This is a genomic window from Myroides sp. C4067 (genome assembly GCF_038039665.1).
In the GTDB taxonomy this organism is placed as follows: Bacteria; Bacteroidota; Bacteroidia; order Flavobacteriales; family Flavobacteriaceae; genus Flavobacterium; species Flavobacterium odoratimimum.
This window is the reverse complement of the sequence record NZ_JBBPHJ010000015.1, coordinates 1-23,258: the sequence shown is the minus strand read 5'-3', so window position 1 is coordinate 23,258 and position 23,258 is coordinate 1. Positions and strand designations below refer to the sequence as shown.

The 23,258-nt window shown below is 34.4% G+C and carries 20 protein-coding genes and 1 pseudogene; 11 read left to right on the top strand and 10 right to left on the bottom strand.

The genetic code is table 11. The annotated features are described in order from the left end of the window. Positions 1-57: 57 nt before the first annotated feature. The 7 genes from AABL87_RS11665 to AABL87_RS11635 all read left to right on the top strand — a co-directional run bounded on the left by AABL87_RS11665 (position 58) and on the right by AABL87_RS11635 (position 6,314). Complete coding sequence (locus AABL87_RS11665; protein ID WP_016649079.1) at positions 58-660, top strand: hypothetical protein; 603 nt, start codon at positions 58-60, stop codon at positions 658-660. Positions 661-732: 72 nt separating this feature from the next. Next, entirely contained in the window at positions 733-1,590 is an 858-nt protein-coding gene (locus tag AABL87_RS11660; RefSeq protein ID WP_341277381.1) for a helix-turn-helix transcriptional regulator, read from the top strand. Positions 1,591-1,620: 30 nt separating this feature from the next. Further along, complete coding sequence (locus tag AABL87_RS11655; protein WP_445929835.1) at positions 1,621-1,980, top strand: YkvA family protein; 360 nt, start codon at positions 1,621-1,623, stop codon at positions 1,978-1,980. Further along, positions 1,980-2,693, top strand: a complete 714-nt coding sequence (locus AABL87_RS11650) for a hypothetical protein (RefSeq protein WP_253114288.1) — start codon at positions 1,980-1,982, stop codon at positions 2,691-2,693. Before AABL87_RS11655 ends, AABL87_RS11650 begins: the two co-directional genes overlap by 1 nt. Before the next feature lie 630 nt (positions 2,694-3,323). Continuing rightward, a complete protein-coding gene (locus tag AABL87_RS11645; protein WP_225581811.1) occupies positions 3,324-4,124 on the top strand; it encodes a helix-turn-helix domain-containing protein in 801 nt (266 codons plus the stop codon). An 88-nt stretch (positions 4,125-4,212) separates the two neighbouring features. Then, the gene (locus AABL87_RS11640) at positions 4,213-4,923 is read left to right on the top strand and encodes an ankyrin repeat domain-containing protein (protein WP_006261588.1); all 711 of its coding nucleotides are present in this window, start codon (positions 4,213-4,215) and stop codon (positions 4,921-4,923) included. A gap of 44 nt (positions 4,924-4,967) precedes the next feature. Continuing rightward, entirely contained in the window at positions 4,968-6,314 is a 1,347-nt protein-coding gene (locus AABL87_RS11635; RefSeq protein ID WP_006264077.1) for an amidohydrolase, read from the top strand. Between the two features lie 317 nt (positions 6,315-6,631). Here AABL87_RS11635 and AABL87_RS11630 read toward each other — a convergent pair whose 3' ends face one another. The 4 genes from AABL87_RS11630 to AABL87_RS11615 form a co-directional block, all read right to left on the bottom strand. Then, positions 6,632-6,976, bottom strand: coding sequence for a DUF2853 family protein (locus AABL87_RS11630; RefSeq protein WP_006258306.1), 345 nt, complete (start codon positions 6,974-6,976; stop codon positions 6,632-6,634). Positions 6,977-7,043: 67 nt separating this feature from the next. Beyond that, entirely contained in the window at positions 7,044-8,699 is a 1,656-nt protein-coding gene (menD, locus tag AABL87_RS11625; protein ID WP_341277380.1) for a 2-succinyl-5-enolpyruvyl-6-hydroxy-3-cyclohexene-1-carboxylic-acid synthase, read from the bottom strand. Between the two features lie 153 nt (positions 8,700-8,852). Next, positions 8,853-9,449 carry a glutathione peroxidase gene (locus AABL87_RS11620; protein ID WP_041892786.1) on the bottom strand — a complete coding sequence of 199 codons (597 nt, stop codon included), beginning with the start codon at positions 9,447-9,449 and terminating at the stop codon, positions 8,853-8,855. Between the two features lie 79 nt (positions 9,450-9,528). After that, positions 9,529-9,975: a GNAT family N-acetyltransferase gene (locus tag AABL87_RS11615; protein ID WP_341277379.1), complete on the bottom strand. Its 447-nt coding sequence runs from the start codon at positions 9,973-9,975 to the stop codon at positions 9,529-9,531. A 184-nt stretch (positions 9,976-10,159) separates the two neighbouring features. Here AABL87_RS11615 and AABL87_RS11610 point away from each other — a divergent pair, with 184 nt between their 5' ends. Beyond that, entirely contained in the window at positions 10,160-11,005 is an 846-nt protein-coding gene (locus AABL87_RS11610; protein ID WP_006261583.1) for a prephenate dehydratase, read from the top strand. A 57-nt stretch (positions 11,006-11,062) separates the two neighbouring features. Here the strand turns inward: AABL87_RS11610 and AABL87_RS11605 are convergent, their stop codons facing one another. Further along, positions 11,063-11,647: an O-methyltransferase gene (locus AABL87_RS11605; protein WP_041892778.1), complete on the bottom strand. Its 585-nt coding sequence runs from the start codon at positions 11,645-11,647 to the stop codon at positions 11,063-11,065. Between the two features lie 142 nt (positions 11,648-11,789). Here AABL87_RS11605 and AABL87_RS11600 point away from each other — a divergent pair, with 142 nt between their 5' ends. Further along, the gene (locus AABL87_RS11600; protein WP_286432687.1) at positions 11,790-13,712 is read left to right on the top strand and encodes an OmpA family protein; all 1,923 of its coding nucleotides are present in this window, start codon (positions 11,790-11,792) and stop codon (positions 13,710-13,712) included. A 1,007-nt stretch (positions 13,713-14,719) separates the two neighbouring features. Here AABL87_RS11600 and AABL87_RS11595 read toward each other — a convergent pair. The 3 genes from AABL87_RS11595 to AABL87_RS11585 all read right to left on the bottom strand — a co-directional run bounded on the left by AABL87_RS11595 (position 14,720) and on the right by AABL87_RS11585 (position 17,377). After that, positions 14,720-15,262, bottom strand: a complete 543-nt coding sequence (locus tag AABL87_RS11595) for an NADPH-dependent FMN reductase (protein WP_006261580.1) — start codon at positions 15,260-15,262, stop codon at positions 14,720-14,722. Between the two features lie 222 nt (positions 15,263-15,484). Continuing rightward, complete coding sequence (locus tag AABL87_RS11590) at positions 15,485-16,303, bottom strand: META domain-containing protein (protein WP_006261579.1); 819 nt, start codon at positions 16,301-16,303, stop codon at positions 15,485-15,487. Positions 16,304-16,567: 264 nt separating this feature from the next. Beyond that, positions 16,568-17,377, bottom strand: a complete 810-nt coding sequence (locus AABL87_RS11585) for a hypothetical protein (RefSeq protein ID WP_341277378.1) — start codon at positions 17,375-17,377, stop codon at positions 16,568-16,570. Positions 17,378-17,533: 156 nt separating this feature from the next. Here AABL87_RS11585 and pyrR point away from each other — a divergent pair, with 156 nt between their 5' ends. Both pyrR and AABL87_RS11575 read left to right on the top strand, forming a co-directional pair. Then, complete coding sequence (gene pyrR, locus AABL87_RS11580) at positions 17,534-18,082, top strand: bifunctional pyr operon transcriptional regulator/uracil phosphoribosyltransferase PyrR (protein ID WP_006261577.1); 549 nt, start codon at positions 17,534-17,536, stop codon at positions 18,080-18,082. Between the two features lie 27 nt (positions 18,083-18,109). Beyond that, positions 18,110-19,036 (top strand): aspartate carbamoyltransferase catalytic subunit, encoded by a 927-nt coding sequence (locus tag AABL87_RS11575; protein WP_006261576.1) that lies wholly within the window; start codon positions 18,110-18,112, stop codon positions 19,034-19,036. A gap of 158 nt (positions 19,037-19,194) precedes the next feature. Here AABL87_RS11575 and AABL87_RS11570 read toward each other — a convergent pair whose 3' ends face one another. Both AABL87_RS11570 and AABL87_RS11565 read right to left on the bottom strand, forming a co-directional pair. Beyond that, on the bottom strand, positions 19,195-21,684 hold the full coding sequence (locus tag AABL87_RS11570) for a hypothetical protein (protein WP_341277377.1): 2,490 nt from the start codon (positions 21,682-21,684) through the stop codon (positions 19,195-19,197). A 75-nt stretch (positions 21,685-21,759) separates the two neighbouring features. Continuing rightward, positions 21,760-23,258: pseudogene (locus tag AABL87_RS11565) on the bottom strand (hypothetical protein); the annotation flags it as partial.

Below are 23,258 nucleotides of genomic sequence, written 5' to 3'. Positions count from 1 at the left end.
CTGATATGTTTGCACTGTCACTGTAATACAATGGAAGTATTACTTAAAAAAATTAATATGAGTAGAGTAATGTTTTTGCCTTGGATTGGAACAGAATATCAACAAGGCATAAAAGGAAAGAAAGTATTAGTGTTAGGGGAAAGTCACTATTGTGCAAATGAAGGTGATGCTGTGCCAACCTTGACACAAGAGATCATCATGGACTTATTTGATTCTAACAGTCCACATGAAGGGTATAAGAATACGTATACCAAGTTTGCGAAGGCGATAGCAGGAACAGATTTGGATTATAAGGGAAAAGAGAAAGTATGGAATTCTTTAGCCTTTTATAATTATGTACAAGCTCCTATTTCGGGTGCCAGAGTAGCGCCAACGGCTCAGGAGTTTAGGGCAGCAGAGAGTGCTTTATTTGAGGTGTTAGAACAACTACAGCCTGATTATGTAATCGTGTGGGGAAATCGCTTATATGATAATTTGCCTAATACTGGTGCTCAAGGAAAAGAAGTGATAATGTCTGAGACAGACCTACACGAGGTATGGTGCTATACATTATCTAATCAGAAGATTATCCCTATGCTAAGAATGACTCATCCGTCTGCAGCTTATAGTTGGGATTATTGGCATGAGGTAATTAATATGTTTTTGACAACCAAATATTGATTAGTAGAAAGATAATTTAAATGTTATAGGAGAATAAAAAAAAGACAAATTCACAATAATACAAGTGAAAGAATGAAGGACTTAGTAAGAATATACAATGTGTTAGACCTATTTGAACGCAAGAAGCATTGTAAGAAAGAAGATATTCTAGAGGCTGTAGGAAAGGCAGAAGAGAAAACAATTAGTTATGAGACATGGAACCGTCTGCGCAAGAAGATGGACATAGATTATGGTTTTGAGGTAATCTATGATAAAGGCGATGATTCGTATAGTCTAAAAATACATGATAAAGTAGACTATGAGAAACTGATGGAGATGATTTACCACTTCAGAACAGCTGATCTTCTTCAGTCTTATGTGAAAGGTGATAAAAGAATGGTAGACCATCTAGATTTCGAAGAGGGACTAGCTGTGCGAAATGAGAGTCATCTGGATAGATTAAGAGAAGCGATGCTAAAGAAGGAGTCTGTCATGATTAAGCATCAAGGATATAGAAAAGATAAACCTTCTGAGACTATAGTGAATCCTCTATACCTTAAACAGTATCAGAACAGATGGTATTTAATCGCTGAAGTAGAGGAGACGAAAGAGTTTAGAAGCTTTGGTATGGATCGCATCCAAGAGGTTCATTGCTTAGAGAAGAATTTTAAAAGTAGAATAGCAGAGGCTAAGAAGGCATATAGTCAAATAGTAGGTGTAAATCTAGGGGATAAGAGTCAGAAACTACAGGATATAGTCATCCTCTTCGAACCTGATCAAAAGCCTTACCTCGAGAGCCTTAAGCTTCACCATAGCCAAACGGTCTTAGAGGATACAGAACATAGATATAAAATAAGAATAACAGTAAAACCCAACTATGAACTCCAACAACAAATCCAAAAGTTCGGCGACTTAGCTGAGGTAGTTGAAGGCGAATGGTTGTGTTATTAATAGAGAAGTTTAATTTAAAAGATATAAATAATGAATCAAGAACAAAAAAATAAAGCAGAGAAACTTTTTGGAGAATATCAAAATAGAAGAATTAGTAGTGGTGATTTAGATAAAGCAGATAAAAAAGCTTCGAATCTAGGATCTAGAATAGCTGATTTTAAATTGTTGTTACGTTTAATGAAAGATGTATTAGGTGGAAGATATAAGATTTCTGCAAAGGAAATAGCAATTCTAGGAGGAGCTATAGCTTATGCTATTAGCCCTATAGATGCAATCCCTGATGTTATTCCAGTAATAGGTTGGGTAGATGATATTAGTGTTGTAGGATTAGCAATGACTTCACTTGCGGGTGTATTAAGTGCATATAAGTTCAAAAACGGAATTAAATAATGAATGCAGATACAATTTTGACAGAGGTAATAAATAAATCATTATCTCTACCAGGAGCGAAAATAAATAGAGAGCAATATTTACAAGGAATTTTTAGTAAATACTATAATGAATATGAATTGGAGTTAATAATAGAAGAAGGTACTATAAAAAGGAATGTTAATATTGAGTTGATTAGAAAGTTAAGTAATGATGTTATTTCAAGTCATTTGGTTAAAGTTACAGGAAGTTCTGCCCTTGCTGGTTTACCTGGAGGGATAGCATTAGCTGCAACAATTCCATTAGATTTAGCACAATATTATTATCATATTATAATAGTAGCACAGAAATTAGCATATTTATATGGTTGGCCTAGTTTAGAAGATACAGATAATGAAGAATTAGTTAGTGTATTGATTCTTTTTATAGGTGTAATGTTTGGAGCAAATGCAGCAAATAAAGCAGTAGTAGAACTAAGTAAAAGGTTTTCAGTGGAATTTGTAAAAAGAGTTCCACAAAAAGCACTAACAAAATATGCCGTTTATCAATTAGCAAAACAGATTGCTAAATGGGTTGGAGTGAAAATGACGAAAGAAACTTTTGCAAAAAGTGTATCTAAGGTTATTCCTTTGTTAGGGGGAGTGGTTTCAGGTGGAATAACTTATATGACCTTTAAACCAATGTGTAAAAGATTAACTGCAAAATTAGAAGAAAGCATGATATATTTAAAATAACTCCCACTTAGCGATATTTCGTAGCAAGGAAGCTGGTTTTAGAGAATAATAAGTAGATGTTTTAGAGCAAAAAATACTTTAAAATTTGGTAGTTCAATATATAATTGTTTTCTTTGGCCTCGGTAATAGATTAAAAAAGAGCTCTTTTGAGCTGTATTTGATTGGTTATGAGAGGGAGATAGGAGCAGGGAACCAAAAATATGAAATTACCATTCTTAAGTTAGAATAATTAATTCATCTACTAAATTAATATCACAGTTAAAGCCTATCCTTATAAAGGATGGGCTTTTCTTTTTATACATGAGATTTGAAATGTTAATTTATAGGATTAGAATAAACGAAAGAGGGAGGCTTATATTGGCTTTTTATAGGTTGATAGATTGCTGAAATGATATTCTTATAAAGGAATGATAATAATTACAGTTGTTTTATTGTGTAAATAATTCTCAATGTGTGAACTTTGTGATGTTTTAACTAAAAATAGTTTAACATGAATTTGAATTGAATTATTTTTAGCGACTATAAATGTCACTTGAATTAATATACCATACAAAATACGTGAATAGAAATACTAAAATTCAGACACTTTCCACTTCCACCATTTTAGGGGAAGATACCTGGGATATAACTTTGTTCAAACATATTGAGAAAGGTAGAAATGATTTGTTGTCCCCACACAAGCATGATTTCTACTTTATCTTCTTCGTTGAAAAAGGAGGAGGATACCACGATATTGATTTTGAAAGAGTAGACGTAGTAGATTACCAAGTGTTTTTCTTGAGACCCCAGCAAGTGCACTATTGGTTATTGGAGAATCATACTGTTGGATTTCAACTGATGTTCTCACCTACTATCTTACAATCTCTGAATACGACTTATAGTCCTTTAGCTTATTTTCAATTAGGAGCACCGAATCAGATGTTGCTAACGAAGGAGAGCTTTGAGAAGTATAAGGCAGATTTAGAGGAGTTAGAAGGACGATTAGCTAAGAATCAGATTATTGACCGAGAGATCGCTCTATTGTCGTTTCATTTATTGCTAAAACACTTACACAAGGATTATGTAGACTATCATGAGGGAGTGAATCCTCATAGTATAGATAAGAACATACTCCAGTTCGAAGAGTTGTTAGAAGTACACTTTAAAGAACAAAGTAGTGTGGCATTCTATGCTGAGCAATTAAAGATCACTCCGAATTATTTAAATATTCTTTGTAAAAAGGTATTGGGAACTAATGCGGGATCATTAATTCAGAATAGACTATTGCTAGAAGCAAAGAGGTTATTGACTACAACGAATATTTCGATTAAAGAGATTGCCTTTTCGTTGTCTTTTAATGATACGAGCTATTTTAATAATTTCTTCAAAAAACAATTGGGAGTAACACCTGGTGAGTTTAGATCGAGTTATAAAAATTCCAATAATCTATAAAAATATTACAACTTCCTTCCTATCAGTACTTCTATCTTTGTATTAGTAGTTATAAGTAACGAACTTAACCTATTAAAAACCAAGAGATATGAAAATGAGAAGAAGAATAGCTATATTACTTTTTATTGGCTTTATCGGAGGTGCGGCTATGGCTTGTAACTCGTCAGATGAAAGTTCAACCCATTCAAATGAAGTAGTAGATATGAAGGAAGTATCATTATTTACCGCGATTAAGAATAATAACCTTACTGCTGTGAAACAGCTTCTTGAAAGTAAGGTAGATATAGAACAGCGCAACGAAAAAGGAGAGACTCCTCTGATGTATGCTGTATATCAAAATCGCAATGCTATCGCAAAGATTTTAATGCAAGCAGGGGCAAATGTCAATGCCCAAGACAAGGTTCTTAATAGCCCTTTCTTATATGCAGGAGCAGAAGGTAATTTAGAAATAGTGCAAGAGGCGTTAAAATACGGTGCAGACTTTACTGTGTTTAACCGTTATAATGGTAGTGCGCTTATACCTGCGGCAGAAAAAGGTCATTTAGAAGTAGTAAAATTACTGGTTAACTATCCCAATTATCCTATCGATCATGTTAATAGACTAGGCTGGACAGCGCTTATGGAAGCGATAGTCCTTAGCAATGGCGGTGCTGTACATACTAGTATCGTAGATGAATTAATTAAGGGTGGTGTGAATGTGAATATTCCTGACGCTGATGGAATAACTCCATTACAACATGCTCAAAAGAGAAATTATACAGGAATGGTGAAGTTGTTAAAAGCAGCTGGTGCTAAATAAACTGTATATTCGATAGGTGTATAACAATAATAGGAAACAACAACATGATAAATAGAAAGCAATTTCTAGGATTAACAGCGGCGGCAGCTGGTGGATTATTTATTCCATCAGTAGGCTCGTCAGCGAAAGCAAGTACTGAAAGAAGTTCTGTTAAGGCAAATGTGTTCATTCTGCGCAATGTATTATTAGAAACTGGCTTTGAGTATAATGATAGAGGGGAAGTGTGGCGTACTAAGACAGCCTTATTTGATATACGCATTGCCAATGGAGTTATTGTTTCTATTGATAAGGTAGGAATGTCCGATACATCAGGTATTATCAGTGTAGATATGGATGGATTACTAATGTTGCCAGGATTTAGAGATATGCATATTCATATCGATAAAACGTTCTATGGAGAGCGCTGGTATGGTGATCCTAAACCTGGTCGATCTGTTAAAGATATGATCGATCTGGAAAGAAGAATATTACCTAATCTATTAGTTAAGTCAGTAGAAAAAGCGGAGATGGCGATAGACTTAATGAATAGTCAAGGAACTTATTTTGCAAGGTGTCAGACTAATATAGACCCGACTAGTGGACTGAAGAGCTTAGAGAATCTAAAAATAGCACTAGAGAATAAAAAAGAGGTGATGGGGAGTGAGATAGTTGCTTTTCCTCAGCATGGTATTTTATATTCTGATAGTGAGGCTCTGCTAAGAGAATCGGCTCAACTAGGGGTGGATTATATTGGAGGGCTTGACCCAACTACGGTAGATGGGAATATGGAGAAGTCTTTAGATATCATGATTCAAATCGCTTTAGATTATGACAAAGGAATAGATATCCATCTTCATGAAGGAGCTAAAACAGGCATTCCTGCTATCCAATATATTTTAAAACAAGTAGAAGCTAATAAAGCGTTACAAGGACGTACTTATATCAGTCATGGCTTCGCTCTAGGGCAGTCAGATGCTAAGGAATTAGAGGAGTTATGTACACAGATGAGTACTAATGGAGTAGGAGTGATCTCTACTGTACCACTAGGGCGCTCTATGATGCCTATACCTACATTCTATAAGCATAAGGTAAGTGTGATGACGGGTACAGATAGTATTATAGATCACTGGCAACCATTTGGGAACTGTGATATGCTAGAAAAAGCAAAGCACTGTGCCGAACTTTATGGATGGACAGATGAGTTAAGACTGAGTCGTGCCTTACAAATAGCGACTAAGGATCAGGTGCTACCATTGAATGAAGCAGGAGATCGCCAATGGCCAAAAGTAGGAGATTCAGCAGACCTTGTTTTCGTGAAGGCTAGTTGCTCTGCGGAGGCAGTGGCTCGTACTCCAGAGAGAGAAGCCACTTTCTATAAAGGAAAGAGAGTGTACTCAAGAAAAACTGTTTAGTAATCTAAACAATAAGAACGTTTTTTCATACCCAATTTTATATTTTTTTTTAAACATCAAAGACATTGCATTTATAGAGACCTGATATGGAAAGCCCAAAAATAACAGAAGGAAGTAGTATTTGATTTAGTGATAATAGTATTTTCTAAAGTTTACTCCTAAAGGTTGATATACTTGTATAAGCGTAAATGTTTTTGGAAGTACCCCCATTAGAGACTTGTCATTAGATGAGTCTCTAATTTTTTAGTGATGAGCATAAAAAAAGGAACAGTCACAGAACTGCTCCTTTTAAAGTACATTAATATATTTACGTTATATTATTTCTTGTAAACACTTTCTTTTTTGAAGTGAACAGTCAATAAGTAATAAACTACAGCTCTGTATTTATTTCTATTTGATTGACCATATTTATCCATAACAGCTTGGATACCTTTATCTAACTCTGGTCCATCTTTAAGACCTAACTTTTTAATTAAAAAGTTGTTTTTAACTGTAGCTAACTCAGACTCTGAAGAACCAGCAACGGTAGAAGAATCTTGGTTATAAATAGATGGTCCACATCCAATAGTTACAGCAGTTAATAAATCCATATTAGCTGTTACACCACACTTATCTTTTAAATCAGCAGCGTACTTTTGAATTAATTCGTCTCTTTTACTCATAATTTTCTTTTTTATTGAGTACAAGATACATAAAATTTCAATACGCAAGCATTAATCGCTGTTAAAATTACATATTGCGAAAATAGTTACTCAGTACTGTATTATTAACCTCAGTAGGAGTGAATACTTCTAGAATAGCAGGACCGTTATTATCTTCAAAAAACAATTGACATTGCTGTTCTAGTTCTTCTTTGTTAGTCGCTGTTTGATATTTAAAATTATACATCTTTGCTAAGTGCTCAGCTGTGTGATGATGGCTTGTCTCAAAGTAAGTATTAAATACAGGTGTTTCTTTATGTCCTGGCAAGATTCTGAAAATACCACCACCTCCATTGTTTAGCAATAGTATTTTAAAGTCTTTAGGAATATAGTTATTCCACAGTCCATTACTATCATAAAGAAAACCGATATCTCCTGTGATTAATAAGGTAGGCTTTTGGGTAGCTACAGCAGCCCCTATAGCCGTAGAAGTACTTCCATCTATTCCGCTAGTACCTCTGTTACAATAAACAGGGTTAGAAGTGTCTATTTTGATTAATTGAGCATAGCGTATTGCTGAGCTATTACTGATTTGCAATTGGGTTCCTTTTGGCAATTGAGCAAATAAGGTTTCGAATACACTTAAATCACTAAACGGTATTGTCTTTAAATATGCCTCATGCTTAGCTAGTCTAGCTGTGACAATGCTCTGCATCCAAGTGTAATAGTTAGATGTAGTATAGTGTTCTACGTTTTCTTTAATGGTTTGGAAGAAGTTCTCAGGCGTATCTAATACTGCTTTGTTAAGCGCATTATAAGTATCATAATGTCTTAGCGTATCAATATGCCAATGTTGAGTAGGTTTATACTTACGCAAGAATGCTTTGATTCTCTTACTAATCACCATTCCTCCAAAAGTAATTAAAAGATCAGGTTGAAAGGTTAAGAAATCTTCTTCAGAGAATGTGGTAATGATGCGATCGATATGTTCTACGCAGTGAGGGTGGTGCAGGTTAGAGGTAGTCTCTGTCATGATAATAACAGAAGGATCATTTGCTAACCAGTCTATCATCTCCTGACTTAGTGCATCAGGTGTATTAACACCTACAAGGATCAACTTCTTAGTTGCCTCTTTATAACTATCTATATATTGATCAAACTCTTTGAATTGGAGAGGTAGCGTCTCTAGGTTGATGATAGTAGGAGTAACTGTAAGTTCCTCTACAGTATTGTATAGCGGCTCTTCAAAAGGAGCATTGATATGCACAGGGCCTTTTTGGGCTATCGCTGTATTAATAGCATTGTTAATTAGAATATCATTTTCATTACTCGCCTCTTCTGTTAGATTAGCATTGTACACGATATGGTTCTCATATACATTGCGCTGTCTGATGGTCTGACCATCTCCTATATCAATCTTAGAGGAAGGTCTATCTGCAGAGATAATAACCATCGGTATCTGACTATAGAAGGCTTCTGCTACAGCTGGATAATAGTTAAGAAGGGCTGAACCAGACGTACAGACTAAGGCAATAGGAAACGCTGTCTGTTGAGCAATTCCCATACCAAAGAAGGCTGCACAGCGCTCATCTGCGAGACTGTAACACGTAAAAAAAGGATCACTAGCAAAGCCTATTGTTAATGGGGCATTGCGTGATCCTGGTGATATGATTATATGTTGAATATTCTTTGCTTTACAAATTTCAATAATACTTTGCGCTAGTTCTATTTGTGGATAGTTCATAATTTAAAAGTAAAACCCAAAGATACGAACAAACCCATTGTATTAAACCTCAAATCCGCAGAAAACATTTAATCGCTAATTGAAGCTATGTAAAGTAGAATTAATTCACAGTAAATGGTAGCTGAGGATTTAAGGTTAAATATGTAAAGTGACTTATTTTGCCTTAACCCAAGCTTTGATTTCTGGGTCATCTGGTAGTGTTCTAGGGTTGATTACTTTCACTAAATGACCAGTTTCGTCTATTAAGTACTTTTGGAAATTCCACTGTACTTCACTGTCTTCTAATCCATTCTTAGACTTTTTAGTTAAGAACTCATATATCGGTGCAATATCATCTCCTTTTACAGATATCTTATTCATCATTGGGAATGATACACCATAATTCTGCTCACAGAAAGTAGCGATTTCTTCATTGCTACCTGGTTCTTGAGATCCAAAGTTATTCGCAGGGAAACCAACGATGACGAAGTTGTCTCCTCCGAATTCATTATACATACTCTGAAGTTGTTTATACTGAGGAGTAAGACCGCATTCAGAAGCAGTATTTACAATCATGATTTTCTTTCCTTTTAAGGAAGCAAAGTCAAACTCTTCTCCATAAAGGTCAGTAACCTTAAATTGGTAAATTGTTTTTTTGTCTTTTGGGGTTTGTGTCATAATGCTTTTATTGGTATTAATATTAGTATGGTGTGTGTTTGCAAAAATGGGTGTAATGGCTAAGATAGCCGCCATAACGAATAACTTTTTCATAATGATGTGAGTTTTATTGAGGTGAAATTACAAAACTGTTTTTAATTCCCTACTTGTTTTAACGCTTAATTTGTTTTCTTTAGTATTTTAAACGCATCACATAGAGGTCTAAACCTTTTGCCCAATAATCTTCTTGAGTTTCTATCACTTCAAAATTGTGTTTTTCAAAAAAACGGTACACCACCTGAGAGGTACGCACTTGTATTGTTTTGATTCTATGATCAGGCTTTAGGAGGTTTAATCTGTGTTTTAAGAGTAGAGAACCTGCACCTTTTCGATGATAATCAGGATGTAAGAATCCCCAACTCAATGAAGCAAATTCCTTCTCGAAGTTTCTGTTAATACCTGCAGCACCTATAATCTTGTCATTGTCTAAGGCTACATAGTAGAGGTCTAGATACTGATCTAGGTATAGCGCTAGGTCATCTACTTCTTCTTGCGCAAAATAAGTAGGGACATTGAGTTGAAGGATATTGAGTAAGATTTGCTTGTCTTCTTGTTGATAAGGTCTGATTGTTATACTCATATGTTTAGTAATTAGTTGCTTTAGAGTGTTATTAGTGTGATTAATTTAAATTCAATAGGGATTAATAAGCTAAAAGTAATAAAAACTTAAAATATGGAGTATAAAAACTGCTTATTATAAGTATAAACTACTAACTTTGATAGTTTGCCAATATTGCAAATTATTAAAGCCAAAAACATATTTTATGAAATCAGTAGTCATTCAAGGAATCAAAGGATCTTTCCACCATGAAGCAGTTGGGAAGTTCTTTGGTTCAGAAGAAGTAGAGATAGTGGATAGTCCTACTTTTAATTCGTTAGTAAAACAGTTAGTCAATAAAGAAGTAGATTATGGCATGATGGCGATAGAGAACTCTATTGCAGGATCTATATTACCTAATTACTCGTTGTTAACTAAGAATGACTTGTATATTTGGGGAGAGATTGCTCTTCCTATTAGACATAATTTACTAGCCTTAAAAGGACAGACATTAGCGGATATCACAGAGGTGCGTACACACCCTATGGCCTTATTACAATGCGAGAACTTCTTAGATCAATATACTGATTGGAAGCGTCTAGCGATGGATGATACGGCTACATGCGCTAGAAATATCCAAGAGAAACAGTATAAAGGTGTTGCATCTATCGGATCTACATTAGCCGCAGAGATGTATGATCTAGAGATCTTAGCAGAGAATATCCATGACGTGTATGATAACTATACACGATTTTTCTTGTTAAGTAGAGAGCCTAAGAAAGTAGAAGGGTTTAATAAAGCTTCACTATATTTTTATACAGATCACCAAAAAGGAAGTCTAAATAGAGTATTAGAGATACTAGCTTCTCATGATTTAAACTTGAGTAAGATACAGTCTGTACCTCTGTCAGGAAGTGTGTTCCAGTACTCATTCCACGCAGGTGTTGTCTTAGTCAATGAAGATTATGACAAGTATTATAAGGCGATGGAAGAAGTAACTAAGGCTACTCGATACTTAAAGGTATTAGGAGAGTATAAACAAGATAAATTAGTCATACCAGACCACCAATAGCTACAATTTTAGTAGTATAAGTAAAAAAGCGTGAATGAGATTATTCACGCTTTTTCTTTACTGCTTAGAAACTAATAACAATCCTGCTCCGATAGGGAGGATGACTTTCTTAAACTTATTCTCATCTATTCCATTGATAAACTCTTCTACTTCTGCTTCATGTGAGATTACATTATCTACTACCAATAAGCTAGACTCAGTCTGATCTAATAGACGTTCTAGATCTTTCCAATATCCTGTATAATAACTTCTCTCTGCATCTAATAAGATAAGATCAAAATCAAGATTAGTGTCTGCTAGATATTGTCCTGCGTCATAGGTTAGCAATTCCACATAAGACTGTAGGTTAAATTGTTTTAGGTTTTCAAATGCCTTATTTGTACGTTCCCTTTCGATATCTATAGAGATAATTTCTCCTTGATGGTGAGATACAGCTTCGGCTAACCATATTGTTGAAAACCCATTAGAAGTACCTAGTTCCAGTATTCTCTTAGCTTGTTTTGTTTTGACTAATAGCGAAAGGAACTCTGCAGACTCAGGTTCTATATTGCGCCACTTATCTAATCGATCTGTTTTTTGAGCATCTTCTTTTTTAAAAGTGTCATAAAGAGCTAAGAATGCTTTTTTTAATTCAATATTCATACTGAAGGGATTTTTATCTGATTCTGAACAACTAATTTACAGAATATACGTTAGTATAGTAAGTAATTAAAGTAGTATTTTTGAGTAATAAATAGTTAAAATAGAGTACATTTATCTCTATTGGTCTATATAACAGAATAGTATGAGAATTTTTTTGATGGTTTTACTGTGTAGTTTAAGTATAACTGTACAAGCAAAAAAGAAACCAAGCTTAAAACGAGCAGACAAATATTATAAGAATACCGAGTATGCTAAGGCGGCTGACGAATATAAAAGACTTATATTAGGACGTCGTACAGCTGATTATATTTATTTGCAATTAGCAGATTGTTATGATAGGTTAAATCAAGATATTGAAGCATCTAGGTATTATGGTAAAGCAATCGCTCAAAACGACTCTACACTTAAGCCAGATATCTATTATAAGTATGCTAAAGTGATGGAGAAGAATGGACGTTATGAAGCAGCCAAAGATATGATGCAACAATTCGTTCGTAGAGCACCTCAAGATGCAAGAGCAAAAGACTTTCTAGCCAAACCAGATGCACATAAGGACTTAGTTGACAGATATCCTACTTATATGTTTCAGGAGTCAGGCCTTAATCATTTAGAATATGACGATTTTGGAGCATGGTTAAATCCTGGTGATACACTGTACTTCGCGTCAAATAGAACGAAGCACGAAAAGAAAATACCTAGAAAGATATTTGAAGTAAGAGATAAATGGCAACGCAAGCCTAACTATGATCTTTATACTGCTGAGTTTAAGGGAAAAGATGAACCTATAAAAGGGGTGACGCGTATTAAAGGGCGTGTCAACAGAAGGTTTAATGATGGACCTAGTGTGATCTCTGCTAATGGACAACGTATTTATTTCGCTTCAGAAGCCTATAGAAACAGGAAGTTTAGAAAGAATGATAACGTTAAGCATAGAGATCATTTAATGAGTCTATTCTACGCTAAAAAGAAGAAAAAGAAGTGGAAGAGAGTAAAGCCACTGCGCTTTACCCGTGCAGGCTTTATGTATACGAGCCCAGCATTATCGCCTGATGGCAAATTCTTATACTTTGCCTCTAATATGCCAGGAAGTTATGGAGAATTAGACATATGGCGTGTAGCCCTATTAGAAGATGATGAGTTCGGAAAACCAGAGAACCTTGGGCCAGTGATTAATTCAGGAACTCGTAATGATTATCCTTTCGTTTCGTCAGACAATAAGTTATACTTTAGTTCTGATCGATGGGGAGGATATGGAGGAATGGATGTGTATGTATCAGATTTAAATAATCTATCTAATGCACCTACTAATCTTGGAGAACCTATTAACACAGCTAAGAACGATTTCGCTTTTAGCTTTTATCCCGATAAGAATATGGGATTATTCTCTTCTGATAGAATAGGTCGTACAGATATATATAAGGCATTCCCGCTGTGCTTTGTAGAGTTTAGAACTATGCTTAAAAACAAGAGCTTTAATACTCCTGTAGCTGATGCTAAAGTAGAGTTTATCAATACTAGGCGTAGAGTAGAAGATCATGGCGTATCTAGTAGAAGTGGGATGGCTAGAGGAGAAGTGAAGTGTAGCGAGACTTATAAGATTAAGGTCTCTCACCCAGATTATTTAGATGAAATCATTGATATCACAGTCAATGCTGAAGAAGGGGTACAGGAGATAGACGTATTCTTAAGGCCTCTAGAAGAACTCGTAATAGGGAAAGACAAAATCGAATTAGGAGATATCCAATTTGCCTTTAATCAGACCGAAATTACAGAGAATAGTAAGATAGAATTAGATAAGCTAGTAAAAGTGATGAAGCGCTACCCTAGTATGCGAGTTAAAATTAACTCACACTCTGACAGTAAAGGAAATCCAGCTTATAACTTAAAATTGTCAAATGATAGAGCGAAGGCTACACTTGACTATATTGTATCACAAGGTATAGAAAGTAGTAGGTTAGAATCTCAGGGATATGGATCACAAGAGCTAAAAGTAGAATGTGAACCATGTAGTGAATGGGAAGACGCACAGAATAGACGATCAGAGTTTATTATCCTTCAAAGATAATATATGAGTATAAAAATAGTAAAGGCAGTGAGTTATCTCACTGCCTTTTTCTATTAATAGAACTCTTTATTTATCATAAAAACGGAATGTAATGAACTTTATTCTTATTTATCAGATGATTTAGTTGTTGTATTTAGCTAATAAAGGTTATTATGTTAAGTTAATTAATTGTTAAATAACATTTGTGCTCTTATCACCATTAGCGATTTAAGAAAAATTAGAAGTAGAATGTATAGACTGTTTATTATAGAATAAGTCAATAGTGTTTTTGTAGATTAGTTATTAGATGAGTAGTATGTTAACTATTTTGTTTGTTAAATGTGAAGAGATGTAGGGTGGTAGAGACAAGTGCTAGTTTAATGATTTTATGAGGAGTGAACTTATTATGGTTATTATCTACATTAGGTGATTGAGGTAAAAAAGCCAGTATTTACAGGGGTTTGTATAGTATAAAAACATGTTTACATTTGCTCAGTACAAAAAACATAACAACAAAATAGTTGATACATAATGATTGGTTAAACAAGTTTTATAGATAGCTCTTTTATTGTTTTTACAATAATTTTTTCATAGTTAAAAGGAGTGTCAGCTCTAGCCAAGTTAGCTTCAGTTTAATTGATTTGTATTATGTTTCAAGGAGTCTTTATCGTGTTTTCGTCATCTCCATATCGATTAGAATATGGTTATAAAGACTGAGAAAGACTCTTATAATTTTCATTCCCTCCTAAGCTTAGTTTTTTAAAAATATTGCTTGTGAAAAAGAACTTGAATTGAGTTTAAGGAGGGATTGTTTTAATGATTTGATTAAAAGTGAGTGTTAATTAAGAAAGGATTTAGTGAAATCCAAATAAGGTGTTTTTCAAAAATTGTTTTATAGGGAATGAGAGGTAGAGGCACCTCTCTTTTTCTTACTTAGCACTTAAATACAGAAATACCAACCACCAAAAATTATTGTTGTTCTGATAGTAACAAAAAAGCCTATTGAGTATTCAAATAGGCTTTTTGTTTTATCGCGTTTGGCTCTCTATTAGAAGGTCGGTTAACATTGACATTTTCTTTTTGTAGACTTCTGAGATATCATTGTCTTCATATAAGTCAGAGTTGCTAATCGGGATAGAATAAGGCAAAGACCATGCTCTAAGTGCTTTTGCGATATTGTCTAGAGCTTGTATACCTTGCATAGCTTGGTTACCAGCTGACCAACATGTAAATCCTACTATTTTATTTGTCAAATAAGCAGGGTGGTCTTTAGCTGTTATTTCTAACCAATCGATAGCATTCTTCATTACTCCAGTAAGGCTACCATGGTAGAGTGGAGTAAGCCAAATCATCACATCTGCTTCTCTAAAAGCATCTGCAAAGGTCATTACGTCTGCTGGGACGTTATCCATTAATTTAGCTTGAAATATAGGAATTTGAAAATCTGATAAGTGAACCTGTCGAACTTCAATATTAGAATTTATGAACTGATCTGCATAATACTGTGCAATGCGTCGCGATGTACGGAATGCTTCTTCGTCTAAAGAACCATTAAAAATTAAAGCTTTCATAAAACTAAATTGTTATTAATCCACTAAGGTAAAGAATTTATCAATTGTAAAGCGTTTATAAGCTTATCTTAATTTTTATTTAACCCTCATTAGAAAGCTGAGAATATTGAGACTGTATTCTGTTTAGGTTGATTTATAGTTAGTTGTATAAAAAAACCTGTGAAGTATAATTTCACAGGTTTTAGATATTTTCATGACTGTATTCTGTTACAGTCTTGTGTTTTATAAAGAGTTTTTCTTTGCTAAGTCAAACTTCATAATCACCTTATTGTTTTGTAAGATATTTAGAGTCTGATCTGTAATTTCGAATGGGTAAGTAGAATTGTCAAAGTATTTTAAGAACTCGTCTTTGCTACTGTTACCACATGATTTAGTAGTATCCGATTGAAGTTCAAACAAAGTGACTGTACTCGTTTTTGTATTAATAGCAAATGGAGCTTCGAATAAAGCACATCCGTTATTTCCTTTCACTAAGTAATTGTGAAAGTCAAAAGTAATCCATTGTCTATAAGGTCTTTTTTCACCACCATCTAGCTCTACTAGTTTCCAGTCATAACGACGTACATCTTTAGCTACTTTATCTAACTTCTCATCAGCGAATACGTACTCGATTCTATCTTTAGTCATTAGGTATAATAAACCTTCTTTTTCATTAAAGGTAATTGTACCATTAGAAATACGCTTTAAGAACTTGTTCTCATCATACTTAACGTCTGTAGCACATTCTTTGTTCGTTTTAGAATCAAAACGAGTCGTCAGATGTGTACCTTTTGAGTTAACAGAAGTTTTCGTTACAGGAATTTCAAACACATTACATCCAGCAAATCCAGTGATAGTAGATCCATATTCACGATTAAGCATGATATGTTTATCTGTAGGAGTTAGTGTCCCAGGTTTGCTATTGTCTTGTAATACCCATCTCACATTCCATATACCATCTGGTGCTAATGGATGTCTTTCTTGAGAATCGAAAAAACCTTGTTGTGCAAAAGTTACTAAGCTTGTTAAACAAAGAAATAAACTAGTAGCGTATTTTTTCATAATAAATATTAAAATAATTCTAAATATATGTGATGCATTTACCCTCTTTTTGTTAACTATTTAATTATAATAGATTGATTATTATGTGTTTAGTTTTTTTAGAAGTATCTGTAAATGATTGCGAAAAGATAGTAATTCCTATTTAATAACACAATTTATAAGAGATATATTATTGATAACTTAATATAAATCAATAAGTGATATAGATAATAAGGAGTTGTATTTCTTTTTTTGCGTATTTTAAAAGATTATAGGGATTGTGTTTTACTCTTTAGGCATGAAACCAAACATGAGTACTAACTTTTCGTCTTGATAGAAATTTAGTGTTTGTTCAGCGATATCATAGCGATATGTTTTATCTGTGAAGTATCTCCCGTATCTCTCTTTTGTTTTACGACTTGCTCTATTTTTAGCATGATAAGGAATTTCGAAACTTTTGAAATAAAAAGTATCTTGATCAAAATAGAAATCAAACTTCACCTCAAAAGGGATATTATCTATCGTACCTGTCATGGTTTTGTTTTCAAAATCAAAAGAAGTAATCATCTTAGGTAGATTATCTGAATCTCTATTTAAAGCAATTAGTCCCCAGTTAAATCTAGAGACGAACTTACACATACGGTCAAAAGCTGTGTTATAGAACACATATTTAGTCTCTGTACCTTTTTTAAGCATTAAGACATCCGTTGTACTACTCACAGTGATAGCACTAGACTCTAAAACGCGAAAGAACTCTAAGTCTTCTTGTGTCCAATTAACTGTTGTAGGAGTAGATAAGAACTCTGTTTTATCAGTTAGTAAGACATATTCTGTAATGTTATCTTTGATTTGCTGAGCAGGTATTCGAGCGTAGATTGTTTTCTTCTGATCTTGATTAATCGGTTTGTTGGCTAATGCTACTTCTAGAGCACCATCAGTCCATTGTAGAATTAGGTTTTTCTCTTTGTCCTGTATGACCCACTGTTCTTTTTGTATTTGTTTATTTGTCAAAGGAAGAGGGTCTTCTATCTTCTGAGCATGCAGTGCTAGAGATAGGGTTAAAGTAATGAATAGTATGAATTTAGACTTGATCATGAGCAATAGAATTTTTAATCTTTATCCAAAGATATCAATATGATTTAGAAAGCATCCTTTGATTAACTACATTTTTTTAGAAGATATATGTTTAATAAATTGGTGACAAATGATATTTAATTGTAAATTTACCCCCCAAACACAACTCTTTTATATATGAATCCAAAAGTATTACTTACTTCAAAAGAGATTGATATCATTCTACACCGTTTGGCTTGTCAATTAGTAGAAAAACATCTTGATTTTTCTAATACCCTTCTTATTGGTATTCAACCGCGTGGTAAATTTTTAGCAGAACGCATTAAAAGCATCCTTAAGACTGAATATGGTATATCTGAAGTGCCTTTAGGTTTTTTAGACATTACTTTCTTTAGAGATGACTTTAGAAGACATCAAAAAACTCTTGAAGCGAATAAAACACAAATAGACTTCTTAGTAGAAGATAAGAAAGTCGTATTTATAGATGATGTGCTTTATACAGGACGTAGTATACGTGCCGCACTGACAGCTATACAGTCTTTTGGCCGTCCAGCAGAGATAGAACTATTGGTATTAATAGATCGTCGTTTTAGTCGTCACTTACCGATACAGCCTGATTATAGAGGAAGACAAGTAGATGCCTTTGACGAGGAGACTATCCGTGTACACTGGTCTGAACATGAACAGGAAGATGCAGTCTTTCTAGAAGAAACTGAAAAAAACTAACTACCTAAATCTACTCATAGAAGTACAATGAAAGAATTAAGCGTAAATCACCTTTTAGGAATTAAGTATATCAATAAACATGATATTGATTTAATTTTCGAAACAGCTGATCACTTTAAGGAAGTAATTAATCGTCCGATTAAGAAAGTTCCTTCTCTACGAGATATTACCATAGCAAATATCTTCTTTGAAAACAGTACTCGTACTAAACTATCTTTCGAATTAGCACAAAAACGTTTATCTGCAGATGTAATTAGTTTTTCTGCTGCTCAGTCTTCAGTGAAGAAAGGAGAAACACTAATCGATACAGTTAATAATATCTTAGCCATGAAGGTAGATATGGTAGTGATGCGTCACAGTGATGCAGGAGCTGCTCATTTCTTATCTAAGAACGTAAGCGCAAGTATCATTAATGCAGGAGATGGGGCACATGAGCACCCAACACAGGCGTTATTAGACAGTTATTCTATCCGCGAAAAGTTAGGGGATGTAGCAGGTAAGAAAGTAGTTATCGTAGGAGATATTCTACATTCACGTGTAGCATTGTCTAATATTTTTGCTTTGCAGATGCAAGGAGCTGAGGTTAGAGTATGTGGACCTAAGACCTTAATCCCTAAGTATATCGAGAGTTTAGGAGTGAAGGTAGAGTCTAATCTAAGAAAAGCTCTAGAATGGTGTGATGTAGCGAATATGCTTCGCGTTCAGAATGAGCGTTTAGATTTTAGCTATTTCCCTAATACGAGAGAGTATTCTCAACAGTTTGGGTTGACTAAAGAGATCTTAGATTCATTAGATAAAGAAATCGTAGTCATGCATCCAGGGCCTATTAACAGAGGAGTAGAGATTACTTCTGATGTAGCTGATTCACAACAGTCAGTGATCTTAGACCAGGTAGAGAATGGAGTAGCAGTACGTATGGCTGTAACCTATCTATTAGCTTCAAAAATTAAATAATTCAAGCCAGCCATTTTGTTGGCTTATTTTATATCTATAGAACACGAAATGTAGTAGTACATTTCGTGTTTTTTATTCAATATTATTAAATAAAAAACTCTCCGTTAACTTAATAACGGAGAGTTTAGGGGGTTAGGTAAATTGGGTGTTAAATCGATTTATTTTTTCTCTATTGACATATTAGGGTTTAATCTAATTTCAAAAGCACAATCTTTAACTGTTATTGTAAAGAAATCAGAGACTCCACTACAGCCTTGATTATTAAATACAGCATAACGGAGTTTTAGACCGTTTAAAGATTTACTAGCATTTTTAAATCTTAATTGTTTCGTATTGAAGTCATATCTTACTTGTTCATTAGGAAAAGAATTATCTTCTAATGGATATTCTCTATTATCACCAGGTAAAGTGTAATAGAAGCCATGATTCGTTGCGTCAGAAGAAGTACGCATTTGTAATGTATAACTATCTCCTGTACAAATAGAAATTGGACCTACTTGATTTTCTATAGTAGGTAGTTTAGTAATTACTATTCTAAAAGACTTCTTAGGACCTACACATAGTGCTCCATTTACATAACTTCCCTCTGCTACCCAATATGTATATGTTCCAGGTGTAGTTGGTTTTGGTGCGCTAGTTAGGGGAGTACTATCTGTACTATTATTATAATAGTATAAAGAAACTCCACTTGTAGATGGACGGTGATTATTATAGTCTAAAGGGTACCTTTCACAAGCGCTTATATCACTTGCTATTGGAGAACTTGTTATTGATCTTGAAACAGCTGAAAGTCTGAGATAACAATACTCACTACTCCCTGGTAAGATTGCATAATAAGGTGTTCCTGAAGCAGTAGCACTAAAATCACCTGTTACTAATGTCTGTAAATAATTACTTGTACCTGGTGCAGAACGATAGAATTTTGTTCCAAGAGGATATGCATTAACTATGTCTGAACGTCTAATACTAGTAGTACAAGAGGCTTCAAAAATTCTTACCCCATTAGACACATCTGAACAATAAGAAGCATTTATTCTTAAATTAAAACTACTTTCATCTCGCGCTCCCGCACAATATCCTGGAGTTTTTACTAATGGTGTATCTAAATTTGTTCCTGTAACTCTACCTCTTCCTGTTACAGATCCATTTACTTCAATATTAGTTTGACAAGCTGGATTGTATGCAGAGGATACTAGACTACAGTCTAGTGCTCTTAAATTATAGGTCAAACTTCCTAATATGGTTGTGTTGTTTGCTGATGTTGGTACATCCCCATTAAAGTTCCATACTAGTGTTCCCCCAGGAGTATTAGTTGAAGTAGCACCAGCTGCGGCACCGCTAGGAGGAACCCAGGTAACTGCTCCTTTAACCACTTTACTTTGATCAATGCTACTACCAGCATAGTATACAGTATTAGGTAGAGGAATTTCTATTTTTCCATTACCTATAGCTTCTGATCCCATATTGCGTAAAGTAGTGTTAAACTGTATAGTTTGTCCTGCAGATACAGTACTATTATCTACTACTCCTGAAGTTGTGATTTTATTTTCAGCAATAATATCGCTGACATAGGTATCTACACCAAAGACAAGAGTATGTATGTTAAGTCCATCACTGACTGTTCCAGCTCTAAATTTAGTACTTGTATCTCCATTTTTAATTAAGCGATTATTGTCGTTAGGAAGAGTGAATTTACCAATGTCAATCCCCATATTATCGACTAATTTTCGATTTCTATTATAGTCATTAGGTGTGATGGTGGAATTGAAAAAGTTGTCTACACTATTTGCTGAATGGCTTAGTTTGACCCAATCATTTTTATTTGCATTTAAAATAGCAAGATAGTCAGTAACAGCAAGCCTATCTCCTTCCATAGCCATATAACCAAGATTGATATTAACATTGCCAACAGGAGGAGTACGAAACCCAGAAATATCAATATCAAATGTAGTATTAAGATTAATAGCAGCAAGCCCATCATAAACAGTAATTTCCTTCCAAGTCATAGTTGTGTTTCGATAAACAATAACCATTGCCCAACCACTTACCTTCTGTTGGTTTACAGCTAGCTCACTAGCTATATCAGCTACATAATAATTACCAGTTCCATTTGATTTTACATAGCTCGTTACATCTGCATAACCACCATAGTAGATAGAAGTGTGTTCAGGAAACAGGGCATCAGCAGTAAAGGTCGTATAAGATGAATTTCTTTCATGTTTTAGTTTTATTTTATTTCTATATAGTGTTTTTCCATTGATGACAAAGGAACCAGCAGCATTATGTGGTACTGTACCCACCCAATACAATCCAGCAAATACAATATCAGAACAACTCTCTAACCTTAACTCGGCCATAGAGGAGTTAACAGTAATTGGGTCATTATCGATATCAATATATTCTGTAGGTTGTATATTATCTCTTGTAGGATCATAATTTTTAGGATAATGGTTTGTATTCCCAATCATCTTAAAATCTCCTTGTAGTTTATATGTAGATACTCCTTTATACTGACCTGTAGTTTGTGTGGATTTTCTTGCTGAAAAAGGTATAAAAATTTGCCCCAGAACTTCACTAGTACTGATAGATAATAAGATTAAGAGTATGAGGAGAGGTTTTAACCTTTTAAGTATACTTATATATTTCATAATTCAAATGATTTAAATCTATAATACAATTTTTTCATTATTACTGTATTAAAAGTAGTAAATAGTAAGTATTTCCTATTTTGTTTGTAGTACTACTGTAATGAATGTACTACCTGTTACATTAGGACTAGAAGATATACTATAAGTCATAACTCCATAAGGGTCAACAGCAATATTTGAAAACACAGCAGGATCCGCATAGATTATAAAATAATTAAGTTCTGTTGCATTATATACAGGTAGTGATGCGGCACTATTGCTCTTAGCTCTAGGGTTTTTGTATTGCGTACTATATAGATTATAAATGTTTAGTGATTGATTAGTAGCTCCAGGTGTTACTGTAATGTTTACTGGAGGAAGATAGAAATAACTTGGATTCACCGCATTTGTTTGTCTTAAAGCTCCAGTGCTAGCATCTACCATTACGACATTATCTGTTTTGTTATTAGCCGTAGGTAATCCTGTTACCATTAATTGATTTGAAGAACTTGTAGTAATAGTAGTAGGTTTAGCTAATGTTCCCCCTAGCTCAATATAGCTACCATTTTTAGTAAGACCATTATGAGCAGCAATAATATTTCCTAAGTTTGCTCTAGGTTCCCATTGAGCCACTCCCGCAGCAGTAGTAGTTAATACTCTGTCTGCCCCACCATCGGCTATTTTACCTACTGTAACTGCTTTATTAGCTAAATTACCTGTTTCGATAGTTGTGGCAGCAATTTTACCACCTGTAATAGAGGCATTTTTAATGCTTAATGTTGTAGCTGCTAATACAGCGTTAGGAGCAGAATTCGTACCAGTAGCAGCATCTCCTACCACGATTATTCCATCTGTTGTTAAATTTGCTTTAGCTACTGCTAAATTAGCTCTAGGCTCCCACTGAGCCACTCCCGCAGCAGTAGTTGTTAATACTCTATCTGCGCCACCATCTGCTATTTTACCTACTGTTATTGCTTTGTTTGCTATTTGTGTTCCTGTAATAGAAGCATTTCTTATACTTAATTCCATAGGGGCTAATAAAGGAAAATGACCAGATGTATTAGCACCACTATCACCTTTACCTACGACAATGATGTTATCAGTAGTTAAATTTCCTTTTACAAACCATTGAGGGTTACCTTTTGTATCCGTTGACAAAACAGAATTAAAGTCACTAGCCTCTACAATAGCTAAATGATTAGCAGTTAAAGTTCTATTTGCAATTTTTCCACCTGTAATAGAGGCATTTTTAATGCTTAATGTTGTAGCTGCTAATACAGCGTTAGGAGCAGAATTCGTACCAGTAGCAGCATCTCCTACCACGATTATTCCATCAGTTGATAAGTTCGCTTTAGCTACAGCTAAGTTTGCTCTAGGTTCCCATTGAGCCACTCCCGCAGCAGTAGTCGTTAATACTCTGTCTGCCCCACCATCTGCTATTTTTCCAACCGTAACTGCTTTATCAACTAAGTTGCCTGTAGCGATAGTTGTAGGTGCAATTTTACCACCTGTAATCGAACCATTCTTAATACTTAAAGTAGTAGCTGCTAATACAGCGTTAGGAGCAGAATTCGTACCAGTAGCAGCATCTCCTA